This window comes from Actinacidiphila sp. DG2A-62 (assembly GCF_035825295.1).
In the GTDB taxonomy this organism is placed as follows: Bacteria; Actinomycetota; Actinomycetes; order Streptomycetales; family Streptomycetaceae; genus Actinacidiphila.
This window is the reverse complement of record NZ_JAYMGI010000002.1, coordinates 7273557-7298344: the sequence shown is the minus strand read 5'-3', so window position 1 is coordinate 7298344 and position 24788 is coordinate 7273557. Positions and strand designations below refer to the sequence as shown.

The 24788-nt window shown below is 76.4% G+C and carries 22 protein-coding genes and 1 pseudogene; 10 read left to right on the top strand and 13 right to left on the bottom strand.

Features of this window, described 5'->3' with window-relative positions:
* The first annotated feature begins 224 nt into the window (after window positions 1-224).
* Together VSR01_RS32405 and VSR01_RS32400 are read left to right on the top strand one after the other, a co-directional pair.
* Complete coding sequence (locus VSR01_RS32405) at window positions 225-1016, top strand: MBL fold metallo-hydrolase (RefSeq protein ID WP_326452549.1); 792 nt, start codon at window positions 225-227, stop codon at window positions 1014-1016.
* Window positions 1013-1810 (top strand): DedA family protein, encoded by a 798-nt coding sequence (locus VSR01_RS32400; RefSeq protein WP_326452548.1) that lies wholly within the window; start codon window positions 1013-1015, stop codon window positions 1808-1810. Before VSR01_RS32405 ends, VSR01_RS32400 begins: the two co-directional genes overlap by 4 nt.
* Before the next feature lie 115 nt (window positions 1811-1925).
* Here VSR01_RS32400 and VSR01_RS32395 read toward each other — a convergent pair whose 3' ends face one another.
* The 3 genes from VSR01_RS32395 to VSR01_RS32385 all read right to left on the bottom strand — a co-directional run bounded on the left by VSR01_RS32395 (window position 1926) and on the right by VSR01_RS32385 (window position 6018).
* Entirely contained in the window at window positions 1926-3203 is a 1278-nt protein-coding gene (locus VSR01_RS32395; RefSeq protein WP_326452547.1) for an MBL fold metallo-hydrolase, read from the bottom strand.
* 94 nt (window positions 3204-3297) lie between these two features.
* Window positions 3298-4491, bottom strand: coding sequence for an aminotransferase class I/II-fold pyridoxal phosphate-dependent enzyme (locus tag VSR01_RS32390; RefSeq protein ID WP_326453946.1), 1194 nt, complete (start codon window positions 4489-4491; stop codon window positions 3298-3300).
* An 861-nt stretch (window positions 4492-5352) separates the two neighbouring features.
* Complete coding sequence (locus VSR01_RS32385) at window positions 5353-6018, bottom strand: HAD family hydrolase (protein ID WP_326452546.1); 666 nt, start codon at window positions 6016-6018, stop codon at window positions 5353-5355.
* Window positions 6019-6133: 115 nt separating this feature from the next.
* Between VSR01_RS32385 and VSR01_RS32380 the strand changes: the two genes are divergently transcribed.
* On the top strand, window positions 6134-7759 hold the full coding sequence (locus tag VSR01_RS32380) for a bifunctional phosphatase PAP2/diacylglycerol kinase family protein (RefSeq protein ID WP_326452545.1): 1626 nt from the start codon (window positions 6134-6136) through the stop codon (window positions 7757-7759).
* 140 nt (window positions 7760-7899) lie between these two features.
* On the opposite strand, the gene VSR01_RS32375 is transcribed toward VSR01_RS32380, so the two are convergent.
* Window positions 7900-8325 (bottom strand): SseB family protein, encoded by a 426-nt coding sequence (locus VSR01_RS32375; RefSeq protein WP_326452544.1) that lies wholly within the window; start codon window positions 8323-8325, stop codon window positions 7900-7902.
* Window positions 8326-8634: 309 nt separating this feature from the next.
* Here VSR01_RS32375 and VSR01_RS32370 point away from each other — a divergent pair, with 309 nt between their 5' ends.
* The gene (locus tag VSR01_RS32370) at window positions 8635-9690 is read left to right on the top strand and encodes a ketopantoate reductase family protein (protein ID WP_326452543.1); all 1056 of its coding nucleotides are present in this window, start codon (window positions 8635-8637) and stop codon (window positions 9688-9690) included.
* A 161-nt stretch (window positions 9691-9851) separates the two neighbouring features.
* On the opposite strand, the gene VSR01_RS32365 is transcribed toward VSR01_RS32370, so the two are convergent.
* Window positions 9852-11963, bottom strand: a complete 2112-nt coding sequence (locus tag VSR01_RS32365; protein ID WP_326452542.1) for a DUF5107 domain-containing protein — start codon at window positions 11961-11963, stop codon at window positions 9852-9854.
* A 117-nt stretch (window positions 11964-12080) separates the two neighbouring features.
* On the opposite strand from VSR01_RS32365, the pseudogene VSR01_RS38070 reads away from it, so the two are divergent.
* The 4 genes and pseudogenes from VSR01_RS38070 to VSR01_RS32350 form a co-directional block, all read left to right on the top strand.
* A pseudogene (locus tag VSR01_RS38070) lies at window positions 12081-12596 on the top strand (maleylpyruvate isomerase N-terminal domain-containing protein); the annotation flags it as partial.
* On the top strand, window positions 12557-13045 hold the full coding sequence (locus VSR01_RS38065; RefSeq protein ID WP_442785732.1) for a hypothetical protein: 489 nt from the start codon (window positions 12557-12559) through the stop codon (window positions 13043-13045). The pseudogene VSR01_RS38070 and the gene VSR01_RS38065, both read left to right, overlap by 40 nt.
* Window positions 13046-13077: 32 nt before the next feature.
* Window positions 13078-13908 carry a hypothetical protein gene (locus tag VSR01_RS32355; RefSeq protein WP_326452540.1) on the top strand — a complete coding sequence of 277 codons (831 nt, stop codon included), beginning with the start codon at window positions 13078-13080 and terminating at the stop codon, window positions 13906-13908.
* 9 nt (window positions 13909-13917) lie between these two features.
* The gene (locus VSR01_RS32350; RefSeq protein ID WP_326452539.1) at window positions 13918-14355 is read left to right on the top strand and encodes an ankyrin repeat domain-containing protein; all 438 of its coding nucleotides are present in this window, start codon (window positions 13918-13920) and stop codon (window positions 14353-14355) included.
* A 135-nt stretch (window positions 14356-14490) separates the two neighbouring features.
* Here the strand turns inward: VSR01_RS32350 and alc are convergent, their stop codons facing one another.
* The 3 genes from alc to VSR01_RS32335 form a co-directional block, all read right to left on the bottom strand.
* Window positions 14491-15591, bottom strand: a complete 1101-nt coding sequence (gene alc / locus VSR01_RS32345; protein WP_326453945.1) for an allantoicase — start codon at window positions 15589-15591, stop codon at window positions 14491-14493.
* A gap of 229 nt (window positions 15592-15820) precedes the next feature.
* Window positions 15821-16744, bottom strand: coding sequence for a LysR family transcriptional regulator (locus VSR01_RS32340; RefSeq protein WP_326452538.1), 924 nt, complete (start codon window positions 16742-16744; stop codon window positions 15821-15823).
* A 176-nt stretch (window positions 16745-16920) separates the two neighbouring features.
* Complete coding sequence (locus VSR01_RS32335) at window positions 16921-17751, bottom strand: crotonase/enoyl-CoA hydratase family protein (protein WP_326452537.1); 831 nt, start codon at window positions 17749-17751, stop codon at window positions 16921-16923.
* 183 nt (window positions 17752-17934) lie between these two features.
* Between VSR01_RS32335 and VSR01_RS32330 the strand changes: the two genes are divergently transcribed.
* Window positions 17935-19080: a phosphatidylinositol-specific phospholipase C domain-containing protein gene (locus tag VSR01_RS32330; RefSeq protein ID WP_326452536.1), complete on the top strand. Its 1146-nt coding sequence runs from the start codon at window positions 17935-17937 to the stop codon at window positions 19078-19080.
* A gap of 165 nt (window positions 19081-19245) precedes the next feature.
* On the opposite strand, the gene VSR01_RS32325 is transcribed toward VSR01_RS32330, so the two are convergent.
* The 5 genes from VSR01_RS32325 to VSR01_RS32305 form a co-directional block, all read right to left on the bottom strand.
* A complete protein-coding gene (locus tag VSR01_RS32325) occupies window positions 19246-20115 on the bottom strand; it encodes a L,D-transpeptidase family protein (RefSeq protein WP_326452535.1) in 870 nt (289 codons plus the stop codon).
* A gap of 202 nt (window positions 20116-20317) precedes the next feature.
* Complete coding sequence (locus VSR01_RS32320) at window positions 20318-20503, bottom strand: hypothetical protein (protein WP_326452534.1); 186 nt, start codon at window positions 20501-20503, stop codon at window positions 20318-20320.
* 69 nt (window positions 20504-20572) lie between these two features.
* Window positions 20573-21721 carry a thaumatin family protein gene (locus VSR01_RS32315; protein WP_326452533.1) on the bottom strand — a complete coding sequence of 383 codons (1149 nt, stop codon included), beginning with the start codon at window positions 21719-21721 and terminating at the stop codon, window positions 20573-20575.
* A 221-nt stretch (window positions 21722-21942) separates the two neighbouring features.
* On the bottom strand, window positions 21943-22701 hold the full coding sequence (locus tag VSR01_RS32310; RefSeq protein WP_326453944.1) for an SRPBCC family protein: 759 nt from the start codon (window positions 22699-22701) through the stop codon (window positions 21943-21945).
* Between the two features lie 43 nt (window positions 22702-22744).
* The gene (locus tag VSR01_RS32305) at window positions 22745-23398 is read right to left on the bottom strand and encodes an ArsR/SmtB family transcription factor (protein ID WP_326452532.1); all 654 of its coding nucleotides are present in this window, start codon (window positions 23396-23398) and stop codon (window positions 22745-22747) included.
* Window positions 23399-23711: 313 nt separating this feature from the next.
* Here VSR01_RS32305 and VSR01_RS32300 point away from each other — a divergent pair, with 313 nt between their 5' ends.
* Window positions 23712-24737: a hypothetical protein gene (locus tag VSR01_RS32300; protein WP_326452531.1), complete on the top strand. Its 1026-nt coding sequence runs from the start codon at window positions 23712-23714 to the stop codon at window positions 24735-24737.
* The last annotated feature ends 51 nt before the right edge of the window (window positions 24738-24788 follow it).

Below are 24788 nucleotides of genomic sequence, written 5' to 3'. Positions count from 1 at the left end.
CGGGCGCGGACGTCACACGGACGGACCGGGCGCGGGCCGGCGGCGTACCCGGCACGGGGCCGGCGGCGCTCCGGGCGCGAGCCGGGCGGCATCCGGGCGCGGGCGGCGTACCCGGCACGGGATCGGCGGCCTTCCCGGCGCGGGATCGGCGGCGTTCCGGGCGCGGGCCGTGGTGGAGGGCGGACGCCGGCCGGCGGGCCGCACGACGGAAGGGCAGGGGCGCGGTGGCGGTGGAGATCACGTGGTGGGGGCATGCCACGGCGACGGTGCGGGACTCGGGGGTGACGGTGCTCACCGACCCGCTGTTCGCGCGGCGCCTGGCCCACCTGCGCAGGCGGCGCGGCGCGTTGCCGCCGCCCGGCGCCGCCCGCGCCGAGGTCGTGCTCGTCTCCCACCTGCACGCCGACCACCTGCACCTGGGCTCGCTGTCGCGGCTCGCCGACGGCACCACCGTGCTGCTGCCGCGCGGCGCCCGGGCCGCCGTGCCGGGCCTGCGCCGGCTGGCCGGCCGGCTGCGGCTGGAAGAGCTGTCGGCGGGCGACGGCAGGACCTTCGGCGACCTGACCGTCAGGGCGGTGCCGGCCGCGCACGACGGCCGCCGGCTGCCGTACGGGCCGCAGCGGGTGCAGGCGCTCGGCTACGTCCTGGAGGGCGAGGCCCGTACCTACTTCGCCGGTGACACCGGGCTGTTCGACGGCATGGCCGAGGCGGTCGGCCCCTGCGACGTCGCGCTGCTGCCGGTCGGCGGCTGGGGTCCGTTCCTCGGCCACGGCCACCTGGACGCGGGCCGCGCCGCCCAAGCGCTGGCCGACCTCGCGCCGCGCGCCGCGGTGCCGGTGCACTACGGCACCTACTGGCCGATCGGGATGGACGCGGTCCGGCCGCACGAGTTCCACGCGCCGGGCCGGGAGTTTGCGCGGATCGCCGGCGAGGTCGCACCCGGCGTCGCCGTGCACCGGCTGGAGCACGGGGAGAGCGTGCAGGTGACCGCCGCCGGGCGGGAGAGCACCGGATGATCGGCATCCTCGCGTCCGCCGCCGCGAACCCGCCGCCCTCGCAGGGCGCCCAGTCGGCCATCGGCTACCCGACGCTCTTCCTGCTGGTGGTGCTGGGCTCGCTGGTGCCCGTGGTGCCGACCGGCGCGCTGGTCTCCAGCGCCGCGGTGGTGGCCTTCCACCAGACCGAGCCGGTGGCGCTGGCGTTCGTCTTCGCCGTGGCGTCCTTCGCGGCCTTCCTCGGCGACGTCGCGCTGTACTGGCTGGGGCTGCGCGGGGTGCGCTCGCGCGGCGGCTCGCGGTGGCTGCACCGCCTGCAGGAGCGGGTGGACGACACCACGCTGGAGCGGGCGGAGCAGCGGCTGGACGAGCACGGCGCGGCGGTGCTGGTGCTGTCCCGGCTGATCCCGGCCGGGCGGCTGCCGGTGATGGTGGCGTGCCTGCTCGCGGAGATGCCGCTGCGGCGGTTCGTGCGCGGCGACATCGTCGCGTGCCTGGCCTGGGCGGCGGCCTACCAGCTGATCGGCATCCTCGGCGGCTCGCTCTTCCCGGAGCCGTGGCAGGGCGTGGTGCTGGCGATCGGGCTGACCTTCGCGATCGCGGCGGGCCCTGCGGTGGTGCGGCGGCTGCGCGGGGCGCGAGGGCAGGACGAGGAGGGCGCGCGTCAGGACGGCGGCCGGCGGGGCGGCGACCGCCGGAGCGGCGACCGCCGGGGTGGCGGCGACCGCCCGGACGGCCGTGGCGCGCGCGGCGGCGCTCCGGGCGCCGGGCCCGCGTGCCAGGGTGACTACGACCCGGACGCGCACAGCGCCTGAGCCCGCGGCGTACCGGACCGGGCGTCCGGGGCCGCCCGTCGGCCGCGGCGCCGTCGTACCCGCGGGCGTCGTACCGGCCGGCATACCCGCCGGCGGGCCCGCGGCGTCCCGCCGCTCACAGTACGCGCGAGCCGCCCACCGGCAGGTCCCACAGGGCGTGTTCGGGCAGTCCGGCCGCGGTCCAGGCGGCGCGCAGCCGCAGCAGCGGCTCCAGCGGCGGTTCGCCGGACAGCAGGAACGTCGCCCAGTGCATCGGCGCCATCGCCGCCGCGCCGAGGTCGGTGAACGCCCGCACCGCCTCCTCGGGGTCGGTGTGCACGGTGCGCTGCATCCAGCGCGGCGCGTACGCCCCGATCGGCAGCAGCGCCAGGTCGATGCCGGGGTGGGCGCGGCCGATGTCGGCGAAGCAGCGGCCGTAGCCGGTGTCCCCGGCGAAGTAGACGCGGCGTCCCGCGCCGTCGGCGAGCACCCAGCCGCCCCACAGCGACCTGCACAGGTCGGTGAGGGTGCGCCGGCTCCAGTGGTGCGCGGGCACGAAGTCGAAGCGGACACCGCGGTACTCGGCGGCCTCCCACCAGTCCAGTTCGGTCACGCGGGTGAAGCCCCGCCGCCGGAACCAGGCGCCGAGGCCGGCGGGCACGAAGCACGCGGTGTCCCGGGGCAGCCGCCGGATCGTCGGCGCGTCCAGGTGGTCGTAGTGGTTGTGGCTGACCGCCACGGCGTCGACCGGCGGCAGCGCGTCCCACGGCACGCCGACCGGGGTGATCCGGGCGGGCGTGCCGGGGATGCGGCGCGACCACACCGGATCGGTGAGGACGGTCAGGCCCCCGATCCGCAGCACCCAGCTCGCGTGCCCGGCCCAGGTGACGGCCACGTCCGCGGGTCCGGCCTGCGGCAGCGGCCCCGGCGCGACCGGCAGCAGCGCGGCGTCCGCGAGCGCCCGCTGAGGCGGCCGCACCGCGCACTCCCGCACCAGCCGCACCAGGTCACGCACCCCGGGCCCGGGTCGCGGCGCGCTCAGCCGTTCCGCGAACGACCGCGGCCACTCCCGCACCTCCCCCACCCGCCGCACCCGGGTCCGCGCCACGGTCCCCCGCGCCGCGCCGGACACCCCCGGCGCGGGGTCCGGAGGGCCGTCGGAGGAACGCGGCGGGTCCGCCGGCGGCTGGGCGGCGGTACGGCCGAGGTGCGGGAAGCGCCGCCGGGCCGGGTGGGCGTCGCCCCGGCGGGAGCGGTGCGCGGGGGCGGGGTCCGCGCCCCCGGAGGACGTGGCCGGCGTGATGCCGGAGGCCGTGCGGGGCGCCCTGCCGGAGTCCGTCGAAGCGGCCGGGCCGCGGGCCGGGCCGGCGGGCGGCGCGGGCTGGGCGGCAGGGCGGTCGTACGGCTCCGGCATCACTGCTCCCTTGCTCCGCGCGGGCGCGGCATCGGGCACGGCGACTGGTCACGGCCGCCGCGGGGGCGGGCGGCGGCCGCGCCCCGAACGTATGTCAGGCCGGGCGGCCCCGCGATCCGGAACCGGCCGGCCCGCCGACCCCCGCGGATCCGATGAGCGCGGCGAACGCCGAGGTCAGCGCGGCGAGCCCGGCCGCGACATGCGGTACGCCGAGGGGGTCGGCGGCGGCCAGCGCGGTACGCCGTTCGGTCTGCGTGACGCCGAGCAGCGCGCCGGTGTCGACGCGCACCCGCGGTTCGGCAGGGTCGTCGCCGAACCGGTGACCGCCGAGCACCGGCCGGCCCAGCGCCGCGCTCAGCCGCTCCTCCACGAGCGCCGCGTCGAGCCCGGGGACGCCCAGGTCCGCGTAGAGCTGGAAGCCGGCCTGCGGCGGGCGGCTGAGGGCCCCCGCGCCGGTGACCGCGCGGTACGCCGCGGCGGAGACCACGGCGTGCAGCCGATGGGCGGCGGCGGCGTGTTCGGCGACCTCGGCGGGCTCGCCGAGCACGTAGCGGACCGCCGCGGCCACCGGTCCCGGCAGCACGGCGCGCAGCGCGCCCAGCACGCCGGCGGTGCGCTCGCGCCAGGCCGCGCCGCGCGGGGTGCGGGGGAAGCGGGCGAGCGCGGCGGGGACGCTCCGCGGCACCAGCGTGGCGCCCAGGTCGGCGAGGACGACGGTGTGCTCGGGCAGCATCTCGGCCGGGCTGAGCAGCACGGTGTCGCGGTGGTGGAGCGTGTCGGAGTACGTCTCGTCGGAGACGATCAGCAGGCCCGCCTCCGCGGCGGCCTCGCACGTCTCGTGGAGCAGTTCCGGCGCGGTGACGGTGCCGCTCGGGTCGTCGGCGGCGGACAGCACGAGCAGCCGCGGGTCGGCGCCGCGGGACCTGGCCCGGCGCACCGTCTCCAGCAGCGCGAACGGGTCCGGTACGCCGCCGCCCTCCGCGGGCGTGGCGACGGTGTGGACGGTACGGCCCAGCAGCCGGGCCACCGGCGCCTGCCACGCGGCGGCGGGCCTGGCCAGCACGGGGTCGCCGTCCGCGGCGGCGAGCAGCGCGAGCAGCAGCGGCTCGGCGCCGGGCGCGACCACGACGTGCCGCGCGTCCCCGGGCATGCCGCGCCGCGCCCAGTACCCCCCGGCGGCGTCCAGCACCCCCGGCCCGCCCCCGGCCGCCTCAGCCCCGGCCCCCACGTCCAGGTGCCGCGCCCAGTAGCCCGCCACGGGCACCCCCGACTCCGGCCGCACGTCCACGTCCGCCAACCCACCCACCTCCTCCTCCCGCAACTCTCCCCCCATCCCCGCCCCCCGTCGACCGGACCCCGCCGACCCGTTCCGCACGCAGCGACCGAGCCGTCCGCCGCGGCGCGGCGGCGCGGCGGCGCGGGGGCCGGCGCGGAAGCGCGGACGACGCGAACCGCGAACCGCGGGCAGCGGGCAGCGGGCGACGAATGCGCGGAGGCGCGGAGCCGGGCGCGGGCGAACCGCGGGCAGCGGGCAGCGGGCAGCGGGCGCGGAGCGACGCCCAGACGCGGCACGACGCGGAGGCACGGCACGATGACGCCGAAGCGGCACGGGGCCGGGCGGCACGGACAAGGGCGGACGGTGCGACGGCTCGGACAGCGCGGTCGATGCGATCAGCGCGGCCAGCGCGGTCGGACGCGACGCGGCGCGGCGCGGGGGCGCGGCGGGGAAGCGCGGACGGTCCGGCCGGCGCGGACGGTCCGGCCAGCGCGGAAGCGCGGCCAACCCGGTCACCCCGGCCGGCGCGGGCCGTCTGGCAGTCGCCGGCGGCGGCGCGACCCCGCGGGTGCCACCACCCGCAGGCGCTCACGAGTCGCACGGGTGGGCGGGTGGGAGAAACCCCGCCCACGGCGACGCAGCCGCCGACGAAGGTGCACCCCCGCAGAGCCCCGCCCCGCAGCCCCCAGCGCCCGCACAGCCCCGCGCGGTCAAGACCGGGGCTCCCCCAGCGCACACGCGGCCCGCACGGGCAAGGGCCCCGCGACCCCCGGCGTCCGCGCACCCCGCCCACGCACGAAGCCCGCACGGGCGAGGCCCACAGCCACCAGCTCCCGCGCACGCGGCCCGCACGGGCAACAGGCCCGCGCCGGCTCAGGCGATGAGAGCCGGGAGGTCGCGCATGTCGTCGAAGACGACCGCGCCCTCCTCCGCGAGCCACCCCGCAGGGGTGAGCCCCCCGGCGTACCCGTAGACGCGCATGCCCGCGGCGCACGCGGCCCGCACGCCGTACCGGCTGTCCTCGACGACCACGCACCGCCCCGGCGCGACGCCGGACACACGCGCCGCGTGCAGGAACAGATCGGGCGCGGGCTTGCCCCGCGAGACGTCCGCCGCGCTGAAGATCCGCCCGCGGAACCGCTCGTGGAGCCCGGTCAGCCCGAGGCTGTGCCGCAGCCCCGCGTGCGAGGAGTTGGACGCCACGCACGTCGCCAGACCGCGTGCGTCGAGCGCGTCGAGCGCGTCCACCACACCGTCCACGGGCGCCAGTTCGCGTTCGAACGCCTCCCGGTACAGCTCGCGGTACCGCTCACGCCAGCCGGCCGGCAGCGGCTTGCCGAGGTGCTGCTCGATCGCCGCCGTCATGTCCGCGGCCGACCGGCCGACGAAGCGTTCGACCACTTCCTCCAGGGGCATCGGCCAGCCCAGTTCCGCCAGCACGCGCGCGTCGATGTGCACCGCGATCCGTTCGCTGTCCACGAGCACGCCGTCGCAGTCGAAGATCACCAGCTCGGGCGCGGCGGGGCGTTCTGCGGTCACCCGGTGGAGCGTACCGCCGGCCCGCGCGGCGCGGAGAAAGGCGTCCCACCGGCGAGCACGCGGGGCCGGGAAGAGCCGGAGGCGTGCCCCTGCCCCACGCGGGTAATCGCCCGGCATGACGTACCCGTGGAAGGGCTGGGACCGGGCGCTGTTCGCCCACGTGGCGGCGCGGCACTGGCCGGGGGCGGAGCCGGTGCTGCCCCGGCTGAGCCGTGCCGCGGACCACGGCCGGCTGTGGATGGCGGCGGCCGGCGGCATCGCGGCGGTCGGCGGCCGGGAGGGGCGGCGCGCCGCGCTGCGCGGCCTGGGCTCGCTGGCGCTGGCGTCGCTGGCCGTCAACACCGTGGCCAAGGGCTCGGTGGGCCGCGCCCGCCCGCTGCTCGACGCGGTCCCGCTGATCCGGCAGCTGCACCGGCAGCCGGTCACGTCGTCGTTCCCCTCGGGGCACTCCGCGTCGGCCGCGGCGTTCGCGGCGGGCGTGGCGATCGAGTCGGGCGCCTGGGGGACGGCGGTGGCGCCGCTCGCGGCGAGCGTGGCCTTCTCCCGCGTCTACACCGGCGTGCACTACCCGAGCGACGTGCTGGTCGGCTGCGCGCTGGGCGTCGGGGCGGCGCTGCTGCTGCGCGCCGTGGTGCCGCCGGCCGGCCGCAGGCCGCATCCGGGGCCCGCCACCCGCGCGCCGGCCCTCGACGACGGCGCGGGCCTGCACGTCGTCGTCAACGCCGCCTCGGGCCCGCCGCCGCTGCTGACGCCGCCGGTGGACCGGATCCGCGCCGCGCTCCCGCAGGCGGAGGTGGTGGAGCGGACCGAGGACGACGACCTCGCGGACCTGCTGGAGAAGGCGGCACGCTCGGCGGTGGAGGCCAACGGCGCGCTCGGCGTCTGCGGCGGCGACGGAACGGTCTCCCGGGCCGCGGCGGTCGCGCTGCGGCACGGCCTGCCGCTGGCGGTGTTCCCCGGCGGCACCCGCAACCATTTCGCGCTCGACCTGGGCCTGGACTCGGTCGAGGACACGGCGGCGGCGGTGCTGAGCGGCCGCGCCTCCGAGGTGGACGTGGCGCGCCGCACGGAGGTGGTCCGCACGCGCCCCGGGGACGGCGGCCGGACGGCGGGCGACGACGGCAGCGGCGACGGCAGCGGCGTGGACGGCTCGGTGCGGAGGACCGCCGAGCCGGTGCCGTATCTGAACACCTTCAGCATCGGCTCGTACCCCGACCTGGTGCGGGTGCGGGAGCGCTGGTCGCGGCGGGTCGGGAGCTGGCCGGCCAGCGTGCTGGCGGCGGTCCACGTGCTGCGTACCTGCGAGCCGGTGGAGGTGGAGATCAACGGGCGGGCGCGCTCGGTCTGGCTGCTGTTCGCGGGCAACTGCCGCTACTCCAGCTGGGGCCCGGCGCCGGTGCGCCGCCGTGACCTGGCGGACGGGCTGCTGGACGTGCGGGTCGTCGACGGCGGGCCGTTCGCCCGTACCCGGCTGATGGGCGCGGCGCTGACCGGGGTGCTCACGGGTTCGCCGGTGTACGCCACGGCGGCGGTGCGGCGGCTGCGGATCCGCGTGCCCGGCGCGGGCGCGGGCGTCCACCTCGCGTTCGACGGCGAGGTGGCGCCCGCGCCGGAGGAGCTGCTGCTCGACAAGGCGCCACGGGCCCTGCGGGTCTACCGGGGTCCGGAGCGGTCCACGGCGTCCGGCTTCCGCCGCCGCCTGCCGGACCGGCTCCCGGACCCGGTGCCGAGCCGCTCCTAGCCGAACGAGCCGTGGCCGGGGCCCGGCCGGACACAGCCGGGACCGTGGCCGACGCGGTGGCCGGGCAGCGGCCTGGACAGTCGTGGCCGAGCGGGTCGCGTTTGCCGTGCGGGCGGCGGGCGGGTCGCTCGGCCGGGGGCTCAGTTGTCGCCGACGAGCCCGGCCAGGGCCTTCACGCCCTCGCCGGAGATGCTCAGCGCGTCGGCGCTGCCCGTGTCGATGGACAGGATCAGGTCGTCCGAGGGCCAGGCGCCGCTCAGCGCGGCGAGCTGGACCAGGCGGTAGCGGCGGGTCGCGGGCAGCGCCTCGGCCATCCGCGTCTCGGAGGTGAACACCGGCACCAGCTGCCTGCCGTCCTCCTGTTCGTAGACCGGCAGCTGGATCTCGCGCGGCGCCTGCGCGCCGTCGGCCGCGCCGCCGGGGGCCTCGTCGGCGCCGGGCACCGGCAGCAGGACTTCGCTGACCGCGAGGGTGCTCAGCGCGATGACGTTCTGGCTGCCGTGGGCGATCTCGTGCAGGGCGCGCTGGGCCGGGGGCAGGGCGCCGTCGGGGTTGATGTCGGTCATCGCTGAAGGTCCTCTCGCCGCGTCGGATGCTCGGGGCTCCGCCGAGTCGTCGCTGGTGTCATTGATGTCGTCACTGGAGTCGTCACTGAACCCCGCGCGTACCCAGCGCTCCGCCGGGCATGCGCGCGGGAGCCGGAAAAGGCGCGGAGCGTCGGCGCGGGGGCGGATCCTGTCCGGGTCCCGCCGCCGCGGCGCCCATCACGGGCGCGGCGGGGGCGGCGCCGCGTCCGCGCACGCCTGCGGGCCCGGGCGGCAGCCGCGGGGACCGCCCCGGGTCCGGGTCCCGGGGGCGTGTGCGAGGCTGCGGTCATGCGATACATCGTCATCGGGGCCGGAGCGGTCGGCGGAACCATCGGGGGGCGGCTGTACGACGCCGGGCACGAGGTCGTGCTGGTGGCGCGCGGGGACCACGCGCGGGCGCTGCGTGCGCACGGCCTGCGGCTCGAACTGCCGGACGGCGACCGGGTGCTGCCGGTCCCGGTGGTCGAGGGACCGGACGAACTGACCCCGCGCGACGGCGACGTGCTGGTGCTGGCGGTCAAGACCCAGGACACGGCGGGCGCGCTCGACCGGTGGGCCGGGTTCGGCGACCGGCCGGCGGTGGTGTGCGCACAGAACGGCGTGGAGAACGAGCGCCTCGCGCTGCGCCGCTTCCGCGACGTGTACGGGATGTGCGTGTGGCTGCCGTCCTCGTATCTGGAGCCGGGCGTGGTGCAGGCGCCGTGCGGGCCGCTGACCGGCATCCTGCACGTGGGCCGGTTCCCCGCGGGCGCCGACGACAGGGCCCGGCGGATCGCCGCGGACCTGGACGGCTCGGGGTTCGCCGCGCCGGTCTCGGAGACGGTGATGGCGTGGAAGTACGCCAAGTTGCTGTCGAACCTGGGGAACGCGGTCGAGGCGGTCTGCGGCCCCGCCGCGTCTTCCGGCGCGCCCGGGAACCCCGGGAAACCCGACGACCCCGGGAACCCCGGGACCGGCCCCGGGGACGAGGGGGATGAACTGGCCGGGCTGCGCGACGACTTGGCGGCGCGGGCGCGCGCCGAGGGCGCGGCGGTGCTGGACGCCGCGGGCATCGCATACGTGAGCGTGGCCGAGCAGGCCCGGGTGCGCGGCGCCCGGGTGGAGCTGCGGCCGGTCAACGGCCGGACGCGCGGCGGCGGTTCGTCGTGGCAGAGCCTGGTCCGCGGCACCGGCTCGATCGAGTCGGACTACCTCAACGGCGAGATCGTGCTGCTCGGCCGCAGCGTCGGGGTCCCGACTCCGGTCAACGAGGCGTTGCAGCGCACCGCGAACCGCCTCGCCCGCGAACGCCGCGGCCCGGGCGAGCTGGCGCCGGCGGAACTGGCGGCGCTGCGCGCGCTGTGAACGGCAGCCGGCCGCGGCGAGTGACGGCGTCCCACGTCGGACCACGTCCAACTATGTCGAACCGGTGCGAACCAGGGCGAACCGCGGCGAACCGGTATCCGGCCACGGCGGACCGCTGCCACGAACACCCCAGGCCCGGCGGCCGGAAGGCGTTCGCCGCGTCACGTCTCGGGGCGCATCCGGTAGTCGTACGCCGCGGGCAACGGGTGCTGCGCGCGGGCCCGTTCGCGTACGGCGTCGGTGACCGGGCCGTCGCCGGCGACGAGTTGCTCGGCGATCGCGTACCAGGTGGCGCTGAGCGTCTCGTCCCCCTCGCGCAGATTGCCGACGGTGAAGCCTTCGTCGAAGTACGCGCGGGCGCGGTCGGGCCGGCCCTGGGCGAGCGCGGTGCGGGCACGCAGCAGGGTCAGCCGGCCGTCCTCCCCGGGCCCTTCGACCGCGCCGGCTCCGGGCTGGGCCCCGGGCTGGGGCCCGTGCTGAGACTCGGAGCGAGCCTCGGCCGGGGGTTCGGGTGCGGCGAGCAGGGCGGCGGCGTCCTCGGGGCGGCCGGCGGCGAGCATCGCGGGCACCGCCTCCAGGAGCAGCGCGCGGTGGACGGCGCGTGCCGCGTCGCCGGTGAGGCCGCTGTCGCGCAGGCTCTCCCACGCCTCGGCGTAGCGGTCGGCGGCGCGCTGCGGCTCGTCCGCGTCGGTCTCCGCGACGGCCAGGGCGCGCAGCGCCCAGGGCGAGGGACGGGCGGCGGTGGAGCGTTCCCAACTGCGCACCGCCTGGGCGCGGTCGCCTGCGGCCCACTGCGCGATGCCGAGGTGGTAGTCGAGGAACCACTCGTTGCCCGGGTAGGTGTCCGCGGACTCCAGCAGGTCCCGCCAGGGCGCCGAGACCAGGGCGTGGCCGGGGAGGCCGTCGGCCGCGGGTCGCGGGAAGACGCCGGCGAGCAGCAGTTCCAGCCAGGGCTTCTGCTCCGCGCCGAGGGTGGTCGCGGGGAACGGCGTGCCCGGCAGGTGGTGCCGGCCCCGCTCGGCCTCCAGCGCGCCCCAGCCGGAGCCGGTGGCGAGCGTGTCCTTCGGCTCGTCGTCGGCGTGTGCGATCCAGGCGGTGTAGGCCTCCTCGACCGCCGTGCGCGGCAGCGCCGCCTCCAGCGCCTCGGCCGCGGCGGCGCGGGCGTCCGCCCAGTCGGCGCCGTGCACCCGGGCGGGGTCGGCGTGCAGCGGGCCGTACGCCTCCAGCCAGCTGAACGAGGAGTCCGCCGGCATCGGCAGGTGCTCCAACTGGGTGCGGGCCAGGCCCGCCTGGATCTCCAGGTAGCCGCCGGTGCCGGGCTCGGTGAGCCACTCCTGCCAGCGCCGGCCGCCGCGGCCGGTGCCCCACAGGAACAGCTTGCGGCCGCGCAGCACGTCGGTGGACGTCTGGACCAGGCCGCGGCCCTCGCCGTCCAGCGCGGTCACCCAGCGGCGCTCGCCGTCGGCGAGGTCGAAGAAGTAGTCGGCGGCGTGCTCGGCGCGGGTGGTGTAGCCGATGTCGACGCCGTCCGCGGGGTGCGGCATTGGCACCCGTTCCAGGGCGCGGGTGTAGTCGAAGCGGAACGCGCTGTCGGCGGGCGCCAGCACACGGGTGCCGGGCGCCTCGGGGACCGCGATGTTCGACCACCAGTAGGCGGGGACGGTGTGGTCGTGCGGGTTGCGCACCCGCACCCCGACGTACAGGAACCGCGAGTGCTCCGGCAGCCACATGTCGATCTGGAACGGCAGGTCCCGCAGCCGTTCCCACTCCCACAGCCGCAGCATCTCGCCGCCGTCCGGCGCGGCGACGCGGGCGGCGTGCAGCGGGCGGCAGGTGTAGGCGCTGTGGCCGGTCGCGCCGAGGTTCCACTCCACGCCGCCGGAGAACCACGCGTCGGCCAGCGCCAGGTTCGCCGGCTGGAACACCGGGTTGCGGTAGAGCAGTTCGCGCCCGGTCCCCTTGTCCACCAGGGAGTACAGCCGACCGCCGAGGCCGGGCAGCACGGTCGCCTCGACGAGGTCGTTCTCGATGACCAGCGCGTCGAGCGCGGCGGGGGCGCGGTCCCGTCCGTAGCCGTCGAGCAGCCGCACCGGCAGCAGCGTGCGCAGCGGGGCGTAGCCCAACTGCCGTGCCATGTCGGCCGGCAGCCGCGACCGGTCGCCGACGTCGACCCGGTGCAACTCGTCGAGCGGACGCAGCGCGGGCAGTGGGTTCTCCGCGCCGAGGGCTGCGGCGGGGATCGTCACCGCGGTACGTCGCACGGTCGTAGCCAAGGCCACCTCTTCTGGTCGTCCCGGTCGTTCACCCTGGTGGTGCACGTGCTCGGTGTCGCTTTGTCGCTTCACCGCCCCGTCTCGGGCGGCGCGGTCGCCGGTCGGCCGCCGACGACCATGGAACAGCTTTCCCGTCCCGGCCGCCAGGGGCTGTCGGTCCCCGCTGCTAGAACGGTCCCCATGACGACTTCGCACTATCCCTGGCCGGGGTTCGCGGACTGGCTGGAGCTGATCGAGGACCGCTCCGCCGTGCTCCGGTCGGCGGCTGCCGCGACCGTGCCGGGGGCGCGCGTCCCCGGCTGCCCCGACTGGACGGTGCCCGACCTGGTCGCGCACCTCGGCGGGGTGCAGCGCTTCTGGGCGGCGGCCGTGGCGGCCGGCCCCGCGCCCCGGCCGCCGAGGGACGACGCCGTCCCGGACCGGGAGCCCCCGGCCCCCGGCGGTCCGTCCGCGGCGGCCCACGGCGGCCCGCCGCCATCGGTGTCCCCCGGCGGTCCTGCCGGCCCGGGCGTCACCGACCGGCTGCTCGACTGGTCCGCGCGCTCCACCCGCGTGCTGCTGGACGCCCTGCGCGCGGCCGGTCCCGACGCCGGGTGCTGGACCTGGTGGGCGGGGTCGGGCAATCCGGCGACCTCCGGCAGCGTCGCCCGCCACCAGGTCCAGGAGGCCGCGGTGCACGCGCGGGACGCCCAGGAGGCGGCGGGCGCGCCCCTGCCCGTCCCGTCGGCCGTCGCGGTGGACGCGGTCGACGAGTTCCTGCACGTGGGGTTCGGCTCGATGGACGGCTGGCCGCACTCCCCCGCGCGCGTCGCGCTGGTCGCCGACGAGGGCGTGGCCTGGACCCTGCTCCTCGACGCCACCGGCGCTTCGGCGGTCCGCAGCGCCCCGGCCGGCCCGATGCCGCCGGCGGGCACGGCGGGTCCGGCGGGAGGCGTCCGGAGGCCGGCGCGACCTTCTCCGGTCCGGCGAGCGACCTGCTGCTGGCCCTCTACCGGCGGGTGCCCTGGGACGAGGGCGCCCTGCGCGTGGACGGGGACCGCGAGTTGGTACGGCAATTGGTGGTCTGGCCCCCGCTCGGCTGAGGACGTACCGTCCTGAGCAAGGGGTGATGCCCATGTCAGGTCGAGTGCTTCGTGCGGCCGGTGTGGTCTGCGGGGCGTTGGCGTTACTCGGTGGGTGCACGCTGGGCGCCCACTCACATCCGACACCCGCGTTACCGGCGCCGACCTCCGCTCCGCCACCGGTCGGCAGTATCGACCATCCCCGCCCGGTCGAGTGCGTCGACGGCACCGCGCTCGTCCCCGGCCACTCCGGGCCGCCTCCGCAGGGCGTCCCCGGCTGGCAGGGCCATCCGGACCCCTCCCAGCCCACCGCCTCCTCTCCTTCGCCGTCTTCTACGCCGTCCCCAGAACCGTCCTCGGCCGCACCGCCCGCCGCCGGCTCCTCCGGGTCCTCGGTCGCGTCCTCCCTCCTTTCCGGAGCCTCGCCGCGCGCCTCCGTCGTTTCTTCCAAAACGCCCACTTCCCCCGCCGGTTCGGGCGCCGGCGCCGCGGCCGGGACGGGTTCGGGGGACGTCACGGTCGGACCGCTCACCTGGCACGGTCTGCGCGACCTCGCGGCCGGCGACCAGCAGGCGCACGGCATCGTCAGTTCCGGCGGCTGGCACTACCGCGCCGGCCCCGACGTGGCCGGTGGGGCGGTCGTCACCGTCACCGTGGGCGCCGAGCAGCGCGCTCGCGCCGGGCTGGAGTTCGGCGGCGGCTACGGCAACACGCCCGCCCCGTCCGTCACCTTCCACAGCTGCCCCGGCTCGGTCACCTCCTTCTACGGCGGGTTCTTCGTCGCGGGGGACGGCCGGGCGTGCGTCCCGCTGGACATCCGGGTCGGCGACGGGCCGGTCCGACGCGTCGTGGTCTCCTTCTTCAACGGCCCCTGTCCTGCGTAGGCTGAAGACATGACCGAGCCCACGCCCGACCTCAGCGCTCCCGCCGCCGGAACCGACGAGCCCGGACACCCCACCGACCTGCTCGACCTCACCTCCGAGGCCTTCGACTTCGCCCGCGAGGGGGACGTCGAACGCCTCACCGCCCGCCTGGACGCAGGCGTCCCCCTCGGCGTCACCAACGACCGCGGCGACACCCTCCTGATGCTCGCCGCCTACCACGGCCACGCCTCCTGCGTGAAGGCGCTGCTGACTCGCGGCGCCGACCCGAACCAGATCAACGAGCGCGGCCAGTCCCCGCTCGCCGGGGCGGTGTTCAAAAGCGCGCAGGACGTGATCGACGCCCTGCTGGAGGGCGGCGCGGACCCCGCCGCCGGATCTCCGTCCGCGATCGACACGGCCGTGATGTTCGGCAAGACCGACCTGATCAAGCTCTTCGGGGCCGAGTGAGCGCCGGCTGAGCACGGTGCCGCGGGCGTCCCGGGGCCTCGTGTCTCCGTGTCCGCGGTCGCCGTACCCCTCCCGGTCCCGGGCCTCCATGCCTCCGGACGAGCCGGCACAGGTGTCGCCGGCGCGTCCCGGAGGTCAGCTCAGCGCCTCTGCGCGGGCGTTGAGGCGCTCGGCGCCGGCCCGGGTGAGGGAGCCGTACAACCGCAGCCGGGATATGCCGCCGTCGGGGAAGATGTCGATCCGCGCGTGAGTGGCGGGTATCGGGTTGACCAGGAAGCGGTGCACGCTGTCAGGTTGCAGCCGCACCCGGGGGACGATCTGGGTCCACTGGCCGCCGTCACCGTCACGCGTGGACAGCGAGGCCCAGCCTGCCGCGTTCCCCTTCAGGCAGGCGGTATCGATCTCGACCGCGCGGATCACTCCCTGCTCCACCAAGCGGTAGCGGATCCAGTCGTGCCCGTCGTCCCGTCGCCGCCGGGTCTCCCAGCCGTCGTCCATCTTCTGTGAGCGGCCGGGCAGGATGGTGTGCTCCGGCGGGGAGTAGAAGCGGTCGGAGGCGTCCTCCACCGCGCCGCCGTTCTCCAGCGCGACCAGGTCGAAGGTGCTTAGCTCGGTGAGCCAGCCGGGGTCGGGCACCACCTCGCCGTGCACCCGCAGGCGGGCGATGCCGCCGTCGGGATACTGGCGCAGCCGCAGGTGGGTGAAGCGGCGCTCGACGCCGACCGCGAAGGCGTTGCGGGCGTGACCGCCGATCGCGGTGCGCGGCACGAGCTGCGTCCACTCCACGTCGGGGTCCAGCAGGTCCTCGGGCGCGGCGGACAGCGAGTGGCTGGTCGCCTCGACCGACACCGCCTGCGGGTGGTTGCCGCGGAAGTGGGCGGTGTCGACCACGATGCCGCGCACGATTCCCGGGACCCCGAGGCGTACCAGCGCCCAGTCGTGGTCGTCGGCCTCCGGGTGCGGGACCGCGGCGGACGCGCCGCGCCGGCGGCGGGTCTCCCAGCCGTCCATGACCTTGCCCTTGTGCCCGAAGTGTTCCGGGTCGAAGACCGCGGGGCCCGGCAGCAGCAGATTCTCCCGCTCGGCGAAGAACTCGTCGTTCGCCGCTGTCACCGCGGCGCCCAGCCGCCGGTCGGCCAGATCGGGCAGCCCGGCGAAGGGCAGCTCCGCGCTGCGGTAGTCGGCGTACGGATCGCCGCCCGCGTACGGCCCGGCGGCACCGGTGAAGTGTGTCAGCGCGGTGCAGCCCGCCGGGCCTCCCCGCCGGCCCCACGCTCGCCGTCACCCCACGCAGCGTCGTCTTGCGCGCCCCGCGCTTCGTCATCTCCCGCAGCCGCGCCCCGCGCACCGCCGTCTTGCGCGCCCGCGCCCCGCGCATCGTCGTCTCGAACGTCGTCTCGTCTCATGCCCCCACTCTCACCCCCGCCCTTCCTTCACGTCCATCGAAACTTACTGAAGAAATCGTTCAGCTGCGCTGCACGGTCGGGTCCAGCTCGGCCGCTTCCCGGAGCGCCGCCATCGTGCGGCGCAGCAGCGGGGCGTCCTCGGCGCCGCCGCGCACCGCGCCCACGATGCGCCGTCGCGGCCGGTCCGACTCCAGCGGCCGGACGGCGACCTCGCGGCGCAGTCCGCCGGACGTCGCCATCCGCGGCACCAGGGCGACGCCCATGCCGGCCGCGACCATGGAGAAGATCGCCGGCCAGTCGGCGGCCGCGTGCGCCTGCTCGGGCACGAATCCGGCGTCCGCGCAGACCGCGAGGGTGATGTCGCGCCAGGGCCCGCGACTGCCGAAGATCCACGGCTCCTCGGCCAGCCGGGCCAGCCGCAGCCCCGGCGCGTCGGCCATCGGGTGGCCGGGCGGCAGCGCGACGTCCAGCGGGTCGGCGAGCAGCGGGAACAGCACGAACCGCGGGTCGCGGGCGGTCGGCGCGTCGACCGCGAGGGACACCGCGACGTCCACCTCGCCGGCCGCCAGGTCCTCGTAGACCTCGGCCGCCTCGGTCTCGCGCACCGACAGCGTGATCCCGGGGGCCGAGCGACGCAGCAGCTCCGCCGCCGGGACGACCAGGCGCGCGATCGCGGTGGCGATCGTGCCGACCCTGACCAGGCCGGCGTCACCGCGCGCGTAACCGTCGAGTTCGGCGCCGGCGCGTTCCAGTTGGGCGAAGACGACCTCGGCGTGGCGCAGCAGGACATGGGCAGCGCCGGTCAGCCGCACGCCGCGCCCGCGCGCCTCGATCATCGGCGTGCCGGCCTGCTTGGACAAGGCCGCGAGCTGCTGGGACACCGCGGAGGGCGTCATGCGCAGGGCCGCCGCGGCCGCGGTCACCGTGCCGGTCTCCTGGAGCGCGCGCAGGATCTGGAGCTTTCTGAGGTCCCACTCCTTCATACAGCCAGGCTAAACGTTCTCACGCCGACCGTGCGGCGCGCCTCACCGATCCCCGCGAGGCCGGCAGCCGAAGACCAGGAGCCGAAAGCCAGGAACCGGAGGCCCGGAGACCAGAGGCCCGGAGACCAGAGGCCCGGAGAGCAGAAGACGCGGAGACCGCGCGGCCGCGACCGCGGTCACGCCCGGTCGAACCTCCCGTGGCGGCCCTCGCCCGCGGCGAACCGGGCGGCGCCCGAACGGGCTTCGCTGAGCGAGACCAGGCCGTGGCCGAACTCGACGGCCAGCGCGGCCTGTTCGTCCAGCCCCTCCTGTTCCAGCGCGGCGAGGCGGTCGTGGCGCAGGCAGGTCTGGGGGAACGCGGCGATGCGCGCCGCCAGTTCCTCGGCCGCGGCGCGGGCGCCGCCGGCGGGGACGACGCGGTCCACCAGACCGATGGCCAGGGCCTCCTCCGCGCCGACCGGGCGGCCGGTGAGGATCAGGTCCATCGCGCGGCCGGCGCCGATCAGCCGGGGCAGCCGGACCGTGCCGCCGTCGATCAGCGGCACGCCCCAGCGGCGGCAGAACACGCCGAGCACCGCGTCCTCCTCCATCACCCGCAGGTCGCACCAGATCGCCAACTCCAGGCCGCCGGCCACCGCGTGGCCGCTGATCGCGGCGACGACGGGCTTGCGCAGCCGCATCCGGGTCGGCCCCATCGGCCCGTCACCGGTCGCCGCGACCCGGTTGGCGCGCTCGGAGCCGAACGCCTTGAGGTCCGCGCCCGCGCAGAAGCCGCCGCCCTCGCCCCAGAGCACCGCGACCGACGCGGCCGGATCGGCGTCGAACTCCCGGAAGGCGTCCGCGAGCAGGGCCGCGGTGGGGCCGTCCACGGCGTTGCGGGCGGCGGGCCGGGACAGCACGACAGTGTGCACGGCGCCGGCGCGCTCGGTGCGTACGGGAGGAGCGGAGCGGGCGGCGGGGGCACCCGAAGTCGAAGGGACGGGAGGGGTGGTCTCGGCGTCGTCCATCCGCCGATTGTGCGGCGCGCCGACCGCCGGGGGCCACAGCGCGGTACGCCGTACGAGGCGCGAGGAAAGTCCGGATGCGGAGGTGACAGGAGGAATGCAGGTCGTGTTACGTGTCATGTCTCCGTCGATTCATGCGCGGACGTCACCGTCCTGGCGGAGAGCCATCCCCCACAGGAGGACACGTTGAACGGTCTGTTGACCCCTCGGTTCCCCCGCCGCTCCCGCAGCGCCTCGGGCGTCGCCGGCGGCACGAGCGACTCCGGACGCTCGCGCACGGCGGCGCGCACCGCGCTGCTCGGCGCCCTCGCCGCCTGCCTGGCGTTCACCGTCGCCGGGCCGGGGAGCGCGGCCTCCGCGGCCGACGGCGACAGCCTGCCGCTGTCCGGAGCCACCACCTCCGGTCTGCACAACACCTATGACCCGTCCGCGTTCAGCTATCTCGCGCAGGGGCTCGACACCGGCACGTCGATGATCGAACTCGACGTCTGGGACGACTTCTTCACCTCGGAGTGGAAGGTCAGCCACTCCAGCCTGACCAGCAACGGCAACAACTGCGTCAACGCCTCCTCGCCCGCCGACCTCTACACCGGCGGCGCCAACAAGGACCTGGAGAGCTGCCTGGACGACGTCCGGGTCTGGCTCAGCGCGCACCCGGGCCACGGGCCGCTCTACATCAAGCTGGAGATGAAGGCGGGCTTCCAGGCGAACTTCGGGATGAGCCCGGCCAAGCTCGACCAGTCCATCAGCGCCCATCTGGGCAACCTCGTCTTCAAGCCGAACGACCTGCTGAACAAGCCCGGCGGCGGACAGTACGCGACCCTCGACGACGCCGCGAAGGCGGGCAACTGGCCGACCAGGCAGCAGTTGGCCGGCAAGGTGATCCTGGAGGTCATCCCCGGCACGGTCGAGGAGGGCAACCCGACCGACTCGCTGTGGACGGACCAGGAGTACGCCGGCTACCTGCGGGACCTGCACAGCCAGGGCAGGACCGCGCAGGCGAACATCTTCCCGTCGGTGCACAACGCCCAGGCGGGCGACCCGCGTTCGCGCTACTCCGACACCTCGCTGCGGCCGTGGTTCGTGGCCTTCGACGGCGACGCGTCGGCGTACCTGAACGGCAGCATCGACACGAGCTGGTACGACACCAACCACTACCTGCTGTTCATGACCGACTCGCAGAACGTGCCGCCCGCGCTGGACGACACCAACCCGTCGGCGTCCGACGCGCAGGCGCGCGTCGCCCAACTGGCCGCCGCGCACGCCACGGTGGCGTCCAACGACTGGCGGACGCTGCCGCAGGTGCAGTCGCTGGTCCTGCCGCGCGGCTGAGCCCGCCGCCCGCTCCGTACCGCCCGGCCCCCGTCGCGCGCGCCCGACCGCGGTGCGTGCGGCGGGGGTCGGCCGTCGGACCGTACGCGTCGCCGGACCGGCACGGACACGGCACGGACACGGCACGGACCGGTCGTCAGGTCGTCACGTCGCGGAGCGGCGCCGTCAGACCGCGAGCGACGCGTGGTCGCCCATCACGATCACCGGGTGGTCGGCGGGCCGCAGCGTGCGCAGCAGCTCCACCATGTGCGCGGCGGCGATGCTGACGCAGCCGTGGGTCGGTCCGCCGTGGTCGACGTGCACCCAGATGCCGCCGCCGCGGCTGGGCCCGAGCGGCTGGGTGCCGTCGAGCGGGGAGTGGCCGGGGACGCGGTTGTAGTCGATGGCGATGACGTAGTCGAACGCCTCGTCCAGCGGCTCGCCGTCGAAACCGACGCCTCCGGCGCGGAACTTGGAGGAGTGGTGGTACGGCAGGTGCGAGCCGGGGTCCGCGTCGAAGCCGCCCGCGTCGCTGAGCGTGTAGACGCCGATCGGGCTGTGCAGGTCGCCCGCGTGGTGGGCGTCGGTCCACCCGTGCAGAGCGTTGTGCGCCGGCCAGGACGTGCCGGCCTTCCAGTGGCCGTCGGCGGTGCGCGACCAGAGGGTCACCACGGACCGCGAGGAGTCCTTGCCCGCGCCCGACGCCACCAGCACCTGGGTGGTGGCCGCCGGGATCTTCGCACGCGTCCTGGGGCCGAGGCCGGGGATCGCGCGGGGCAGCGGGTCCTTCAGCGCCGAGGCGCCGGAGCGCGCGGTGGGGGCGCCGGTGACCTCGGCGCGGGCGGCGGCGTGCTTGGCGTCGTCGGCGACGGCCGTGCCGCCGCCGGGCCGGTCCAGCAGGACGTAGCCGGCGCCGATGACGGCGAGGCCGGCTGCGCCCGCGGCCGCGGCGTACATCGCCTTGCGGAGGGCACGGCGGCGGCGCCGGTGGCGTCGCCGGCCACGGCTCGGGTCGGTCTGGCGCTGCGGAAGCGTCTCGGGAGGAGCGGCAGTCATCGCGTCGATACTCGCAAACCTCGGCCCGAAGTGCCGCACCCGACCCCCGAATACGCCCGATTCGCCCCAGAGGTCACGTTCATGACGGGGCCGTACGGGTGAGTTCGCGGGGGCCGTACGGCGGCGCGCGGGGAGCCGCGGCCCAGCCGTAGCCGACCGCCGCCGCCTGGCCGCGCCTGCGGGTGTCGGCCAGGCGCGCCGGTCATCTCCCCGCTGCCGCCGCCTCGTCGAGCAGCGCGGCCGTCAGGGCCTCCGGACGGCTGAGGGCGCGCAGATGGCCGCCGGGCAGTTCCTCGACGGCCAGGCCGAGCCGTTCGCGCACCACCCGGCGCTCGAACTCCAGCGGGAAGAACCGGTCGTCCACGCCCTGGAGGAAACGCGTCGGCACGTCCGGCCACGCGGCGGCGGGGAAGGGCTGAGCGAAGACCCCGGACGGCGGGCCGCCGGGCGGCGCCCGCTACGGTGTCGTGCCGAAGGTGATCCGGTAGCCCGCCTCGCCCTTGCTGGTGAAGGTGCTCGTGGCGTCGTCGTCGGCGTAGGAGTACGCGAACGGCTCGGCCTTCTTGAACACCGCCGCGTAGTCGACGGGCCGCTGGTCGGGGCGGCAGCGTGAGCGGTCGGCCCACTGGCCGCGGCAGCAGTACTGGTCGGTGTCGAAGACCGCGCAGGCCGAGCCGCAGCCGATCGTCCGGCCGCCGGCGGTGACGCGCAGTGCGGCCGGGCAGGAGACGGCGCGGGTGCAGCCGGCCGCCGAGCAGCCGTCGGCGGAGATCGGGTCCTTGGTCGTACCGCCGACGAGGTTGATGTACATCGGGACGTTGGCGCCGTCGACCAGGCTGACGTCGTAGAAGTCCAGGCCGTCCCAGGCGTTGAGGTTGAACTCCGCCAAGGTGGCGGGGATCGCGCCGTAGCCGCGGCACTGGAAGAGCCCGCCGCAGTCGCCGGTCTCGCAGTGGCCGCGGCCCGCGGTGTCGAAGACACAGCCGGTGCGGGCCCAGAAGCGGCCGTTCCAGTGGTCGGGGACGCGCACGGTCAGGGTGCGGCCGGGCGGCAGCACCCAGCCGGTGGTGGCGAGCGCGGGCCGCGCGGTCTGCTCGCCCGAGGCCGGCCAGATCGTCCGGTCGGTGCGGTTGACGAGGGTGAACAGGCGGGTGCCGGCGCTCGATCGCGACGCCGCCGCGTCCCCCGCGCCGGAGGCCGCGGGGTGCGCGCCCGCACCGGGCCTCGCCGCGGACGGGGTGGTGCGGGTCGGCCCGGCGCCTGCGGGAGTGCCGACCCCCGCCGCGCCCGGGGGCGGCGGCGCCGTCCCCGCCCCGGTACGCGTGCCGTCCGGGCCGCCGACGGTCGCCCCGGCGCCGTTCGGAGCGCTGCCGCCGGCCGTACCCGTGCCGCCGGCGGTGAGGACGGCCGCCGGCGAACTCCCGCCGGCCGCCGTGCCGTCGGCCGTGTCGGCCGTGTCGGGGTGGCGGCCGGAGACCGCGTACATGGCCAGGCACAGGCCGGCCACCGCGATGACGGCGGTGACCAGCGCCCGGCCGGACCTCCTGTGCCGGCCCTGGCCCTCGACCCGGCCCGCGTCCTGCCCATGGCTCTGCGTCCCATGCACCGGAGACGGGCGCGGGTCCCGGGCGATAACGGAAATCGTCCGGGCCCGCGACCGGGCCTCCCGGCCGGCATCCGGCCCGGCACTCGGGCCGACGTCAAGGCCGACGTCCGGGCCCACCTCCGTGCCGACGTCCAAGCCGACGTCAGGCCCACGTCCAGCCGACGTCCAGCCGACATCAAAACGGGCCGCGTCCGGTCCTGCGCACCGGACGCGCACGCCCCCTACGCGTACACGGCCGCCAGCCAGCCCGACAGTTGCTTGGTCAGCGCCTCCGCGTCCGCGCCCGGTGCGAAGTCGTGGACCGCCACGCCGACGCTCGCGCCGAAGTGGTTGCGGCCGAAGAAGCGGTACATCGCGTCCGGGGTGCGCAGCCCGATGAAGTACGGGGTGCGGTAGTCCAGCACCGCGTCCGCCGGGCCGCCGGGCAGCGCGGCCCGCAGGGTGTCGCCGAGCGCCGGGCCGAAGGCGTCCGGGCCGCCCGTGGGAAGGCCGAGGGCGCGCGCCGCGGTCTCCAGGGCGTCGGGGGTGCGCGCCCCGGGACCCGCGGCGTCGGCGGTGGCCCAGACCGCGGCCCGCTTTTGGAAGTGGCGCAGGTACTGCCGGAGGGTGTGCAGGTAGAAGTCGGTGTGCCTGTTCGCGCCGTCGTACTGGTTGTCCCAGTCGTCGACGAAGATCCCGCTGTGCACGTAGCGCACCCATGAACCGCCGTCCTCGCGCGGCTCGACGAGGTGGTCGAGCTGGTTGAAGGTCTGCTGCGGCACCCCGGCGGGGCTCTCGGAGCGCGCGGTGAGCCGGTGCGGCGGCTGCCACGCGGTGATCGTGCCGCCGAAGGGGGCCGCGCCGCCCTCCCGGGGCTCGTACTCCATCGGCCACAGCCAGCCCGCGGTGCCGGTGGTGATCGCCTCCCACACCTGTTCGGGGCTCTGCTCGACCGCGAACTCGCGCACGATCTCGAACCCGTTGGGGCTCGCGGGGCTCATGTCGCCCCGCGACTCCCCCGACACGTCGGGCCTCTCGGACTGCTCAGGCATCGCTGCCGTCCTCTCCTGTGCCGGATTCCGGCAACTCCTCGGTGGTGCGGGCCTCGCGCGGCCCCGGCCGGACGCTCGGGTGCAGGGCGACGACGACGCGGTGCGGTCGGCCGCCCTCGGCGTCCGGGTCGTGGTACTTGGCCACCAGCGCGCTCACGCCGCGCGTCAACTCCTCGACGAACGCCGCCCGCTGGGCCGCCGACGCGAACCGCACCTCGCCGTCCAGCGCGTACGTGGCCAGCCGCCGTCCGGCCCGGTCGGCGCCGGTGATGAGCGACCCGACGTCGCGGACCAGCCGCGCGGCGACCGCGAGCAGCCAGCGCGCGGACAGCTGGTCCCGGAACCGCGCCGGGTCCGGCTGGACCGCGCCCAGCGCCGTCGGCGAGATGACGTACGACGCCGCGGTGGCCCGCATCAGCCGCTCGGTGACGTTCCCCTTGCGGCGCTCGCCCGCCAGCTCGACCAGGCCGTGCCGCTCCAGCGCCCGCAGGTGGTAGTTGACCTTCTGCCGCGGCAGGTCCACCCGTGCGGCCAGCATCGCCGCCGAGGCCGGCCCGGCGGCCAGCTCGGCGAGCAGCCTGGCCCGTATCGGGTCCAGCGACACGGCGGCCGCCTCGGCGTCCTCGATCACGCTCACGTCCAGCATGGGTCCACCGTCTCACCGAAAATTTTTTTTGTCCAGAGCAATATGATTGTCGGCCGAGCGGGGTGCGCCGGGCGCAGGGGCCGAGGACAGGTGGGGCGGGCCGGCGAGGCATGGACGAGTCGGCTCGGATGCACGCGGACCGGCGCGTGCCGACACGGACCGGCGCAGGTCAGCGCGGACCGGCACGGACCACCTCGGGTGGGCCGGGTCGACGCGCGTGGACAGCGCTCGACCGTGGGTCCGACGAGCTGATTGTCAGGTGATCGTGATATGTACTGGCGTCTGGGGAGTGTCACGCAAGGGGGATGGCCGGATGCCGTTGATCCGCCGCCGTACTGATGGGGAGTCGACCAGGCCGGTGTGGCCGAGACGGCCGCGCGCCGCGCTCGCACGGGTGGACCTGAGCTTCGGGGACCCGCGGCTGGCCGCGCTGCGGGAGGCCGCCGCGGCCGGGCGCTGGCCGGAGATCCGCGCGCTGCTCGACGGCGCCGTGCACAGCGGCGACTGCGAGGAGCTGACCTGGCTGGTCGAGGGGCTGATGATGGTCGCCGGCAGCGAGCGGTGGCTGGGCGAGGTGACCCGCGCGGAGCCGCACGACCCGCTGGCGCTGCTGGTGTCCGGCGCCCGGCACGTCGAGTGGGCCTGGGAGGCCAGGACCCGGCAGCGGGCCCAGAACGTCTCACGGGAGCAGTTCGAGGTCTTCCACGCCCGGCTGCGCACCGCGGAGGACCTGCTCTACGAGGTCGCGGAGGCCGTCCCCGAGTGGGTGGCGCCGTGGTACTTCCTGCAGATCAGCGGGCGCGGGCTCCAGGTCGGTCCGCAGGTCGCGGCGCGCAGGTTCGAGGCGTCGGTGCGCCGCTGCCCCGCTCATCTGGCCGCGCACCGGCAGCACTTGCAGCAGATCTGCCGCAAGTGGGGCGGCTCGCACGAGGAGATGCACGCCTTCGCGCGGGAGGCGATGCTGGCCGTGCCGCCGGGCGGCACGCTGGGCGAACTCGTCGCGGTGGCGCACCTGGAGCACTGGCTGGATCTCCAGGACGACAGCGCGGACATGGACGGTGGCCGGGGCACGGAGTACCTGCGCGGGGCCGATGTGATCGTGTCGCTGTACGAGGCGGCCGAGCGCTCGGTGCACCACCCCGACTACCCGCGGCGGCGCGACTGGACGCGTGGCTTCAACACCTTCGCGATGGCGTTCGCGCTCGCCGGTGAGCGCGAGGCGGCGGCGGACCTGTTCCGCGTGCTGGACGGCAGCGTGACGGAGTTCCCGTGGATGTACCTGGACGGACGCGACCCGGCCGCGCCGTTCCGCGGGTGGCGCGTCCTGGTCGGAGCCTGACCCGGCAACCGTCCCCGCGCCCGTCCGCGTCCCCCTCGACGCACCGCCGGC

Coding starts and splice junctions, on each gene's coding strand:
- VSR01_RS32310 (WP_326453944.1), bottom strand. CDS start 22,701: ATGAGCCCCGCGAGCCCCAACGGGTTCGAGATCGTGCGCGAGTTCGCG.
- VSR01_RS32370 (WP_326452543.1), top strand. CDS start 8,635: ATGCGATACATCGTCATCGGGGCCGGAGCGGTCGGCGGAACCATCGGG.
- VSR01_RS32300 (WP_326452531.1), top strand. CDS start 23,712: ATGCCGTTGATCCGCCGCCGTACTGATGGGGAGTCGACCAGGCCGGTG.
- VSR01_RS32340 (WP_326452538.1), bottom strand. CDS start 16,744: ATGAAGGAGTGGGACCTCAGAAAGCTCCAGATCCTGCGCGCGCTCCAG.
- VSR01_RS32395 (WP_326452547.1), bottom strand. CDS start 3,203: ATGCCGGAGCCGTACGACCGCCCTGCCGCCCAGCCCGCGCCGCCCGCC.
- VSR01_RS32335 (WP_326452537.1), bottom strand. CDS start 17,751: ATGGACGACGCCGAGACCACCCCTCCCGTCCCTTCGACTTCGGGTGCC.
- VSR01_RS32375 (WP_326452544.1), bottom strand. CDS start 8,325: ATGACCGACATCAACCCCGACGGCGCCCTGCCCCCGGCCCAGCGCGCC.
- VSR01_RS32380 (WP_326452545.1), top strand. CDS start 6,134: ATGACGTACCCGTGGAAGGGCTGGGACCGGGCGCTGTTCGCCCACGTG.
- VSR01_RS32400 (WP_326452548.1), top strand. CDS start 1,013: ATGATCGGCATCCTCGCGTCCGCCGCCGCGAACCCGCCGCCCTCGCAG.
- VSR01_RS32305 (WP_326452532.1), bottom strand. CDS start 23,398: ATGCTGGACGTGAGCGTGATCGAGGACGCCGAGGCGGCCGCCGTGTCG.
- VSR01_RS32355 (WP_326452540.1), top strand. CDS start 13,078: ATGTCAGGTCGAGTGCTTCGTGCGGCCGGTGTGGTCTGCGGGGCGTTG.
- VSR01_RS32350 (WP_326452539.1), top strand. CDS start 13,918: ATGACCGAGCCCACGCCCGACCTCAGCGCTCCCGCCGCCGGAACCGAC.
- VSR01_RS32325 (WP_326452535.1), bottom strand. CDS start 20,115: ATGACTGCCGCTCCTCCCGAGACGCTTCCGCAGCGCCAGACCGACCCG.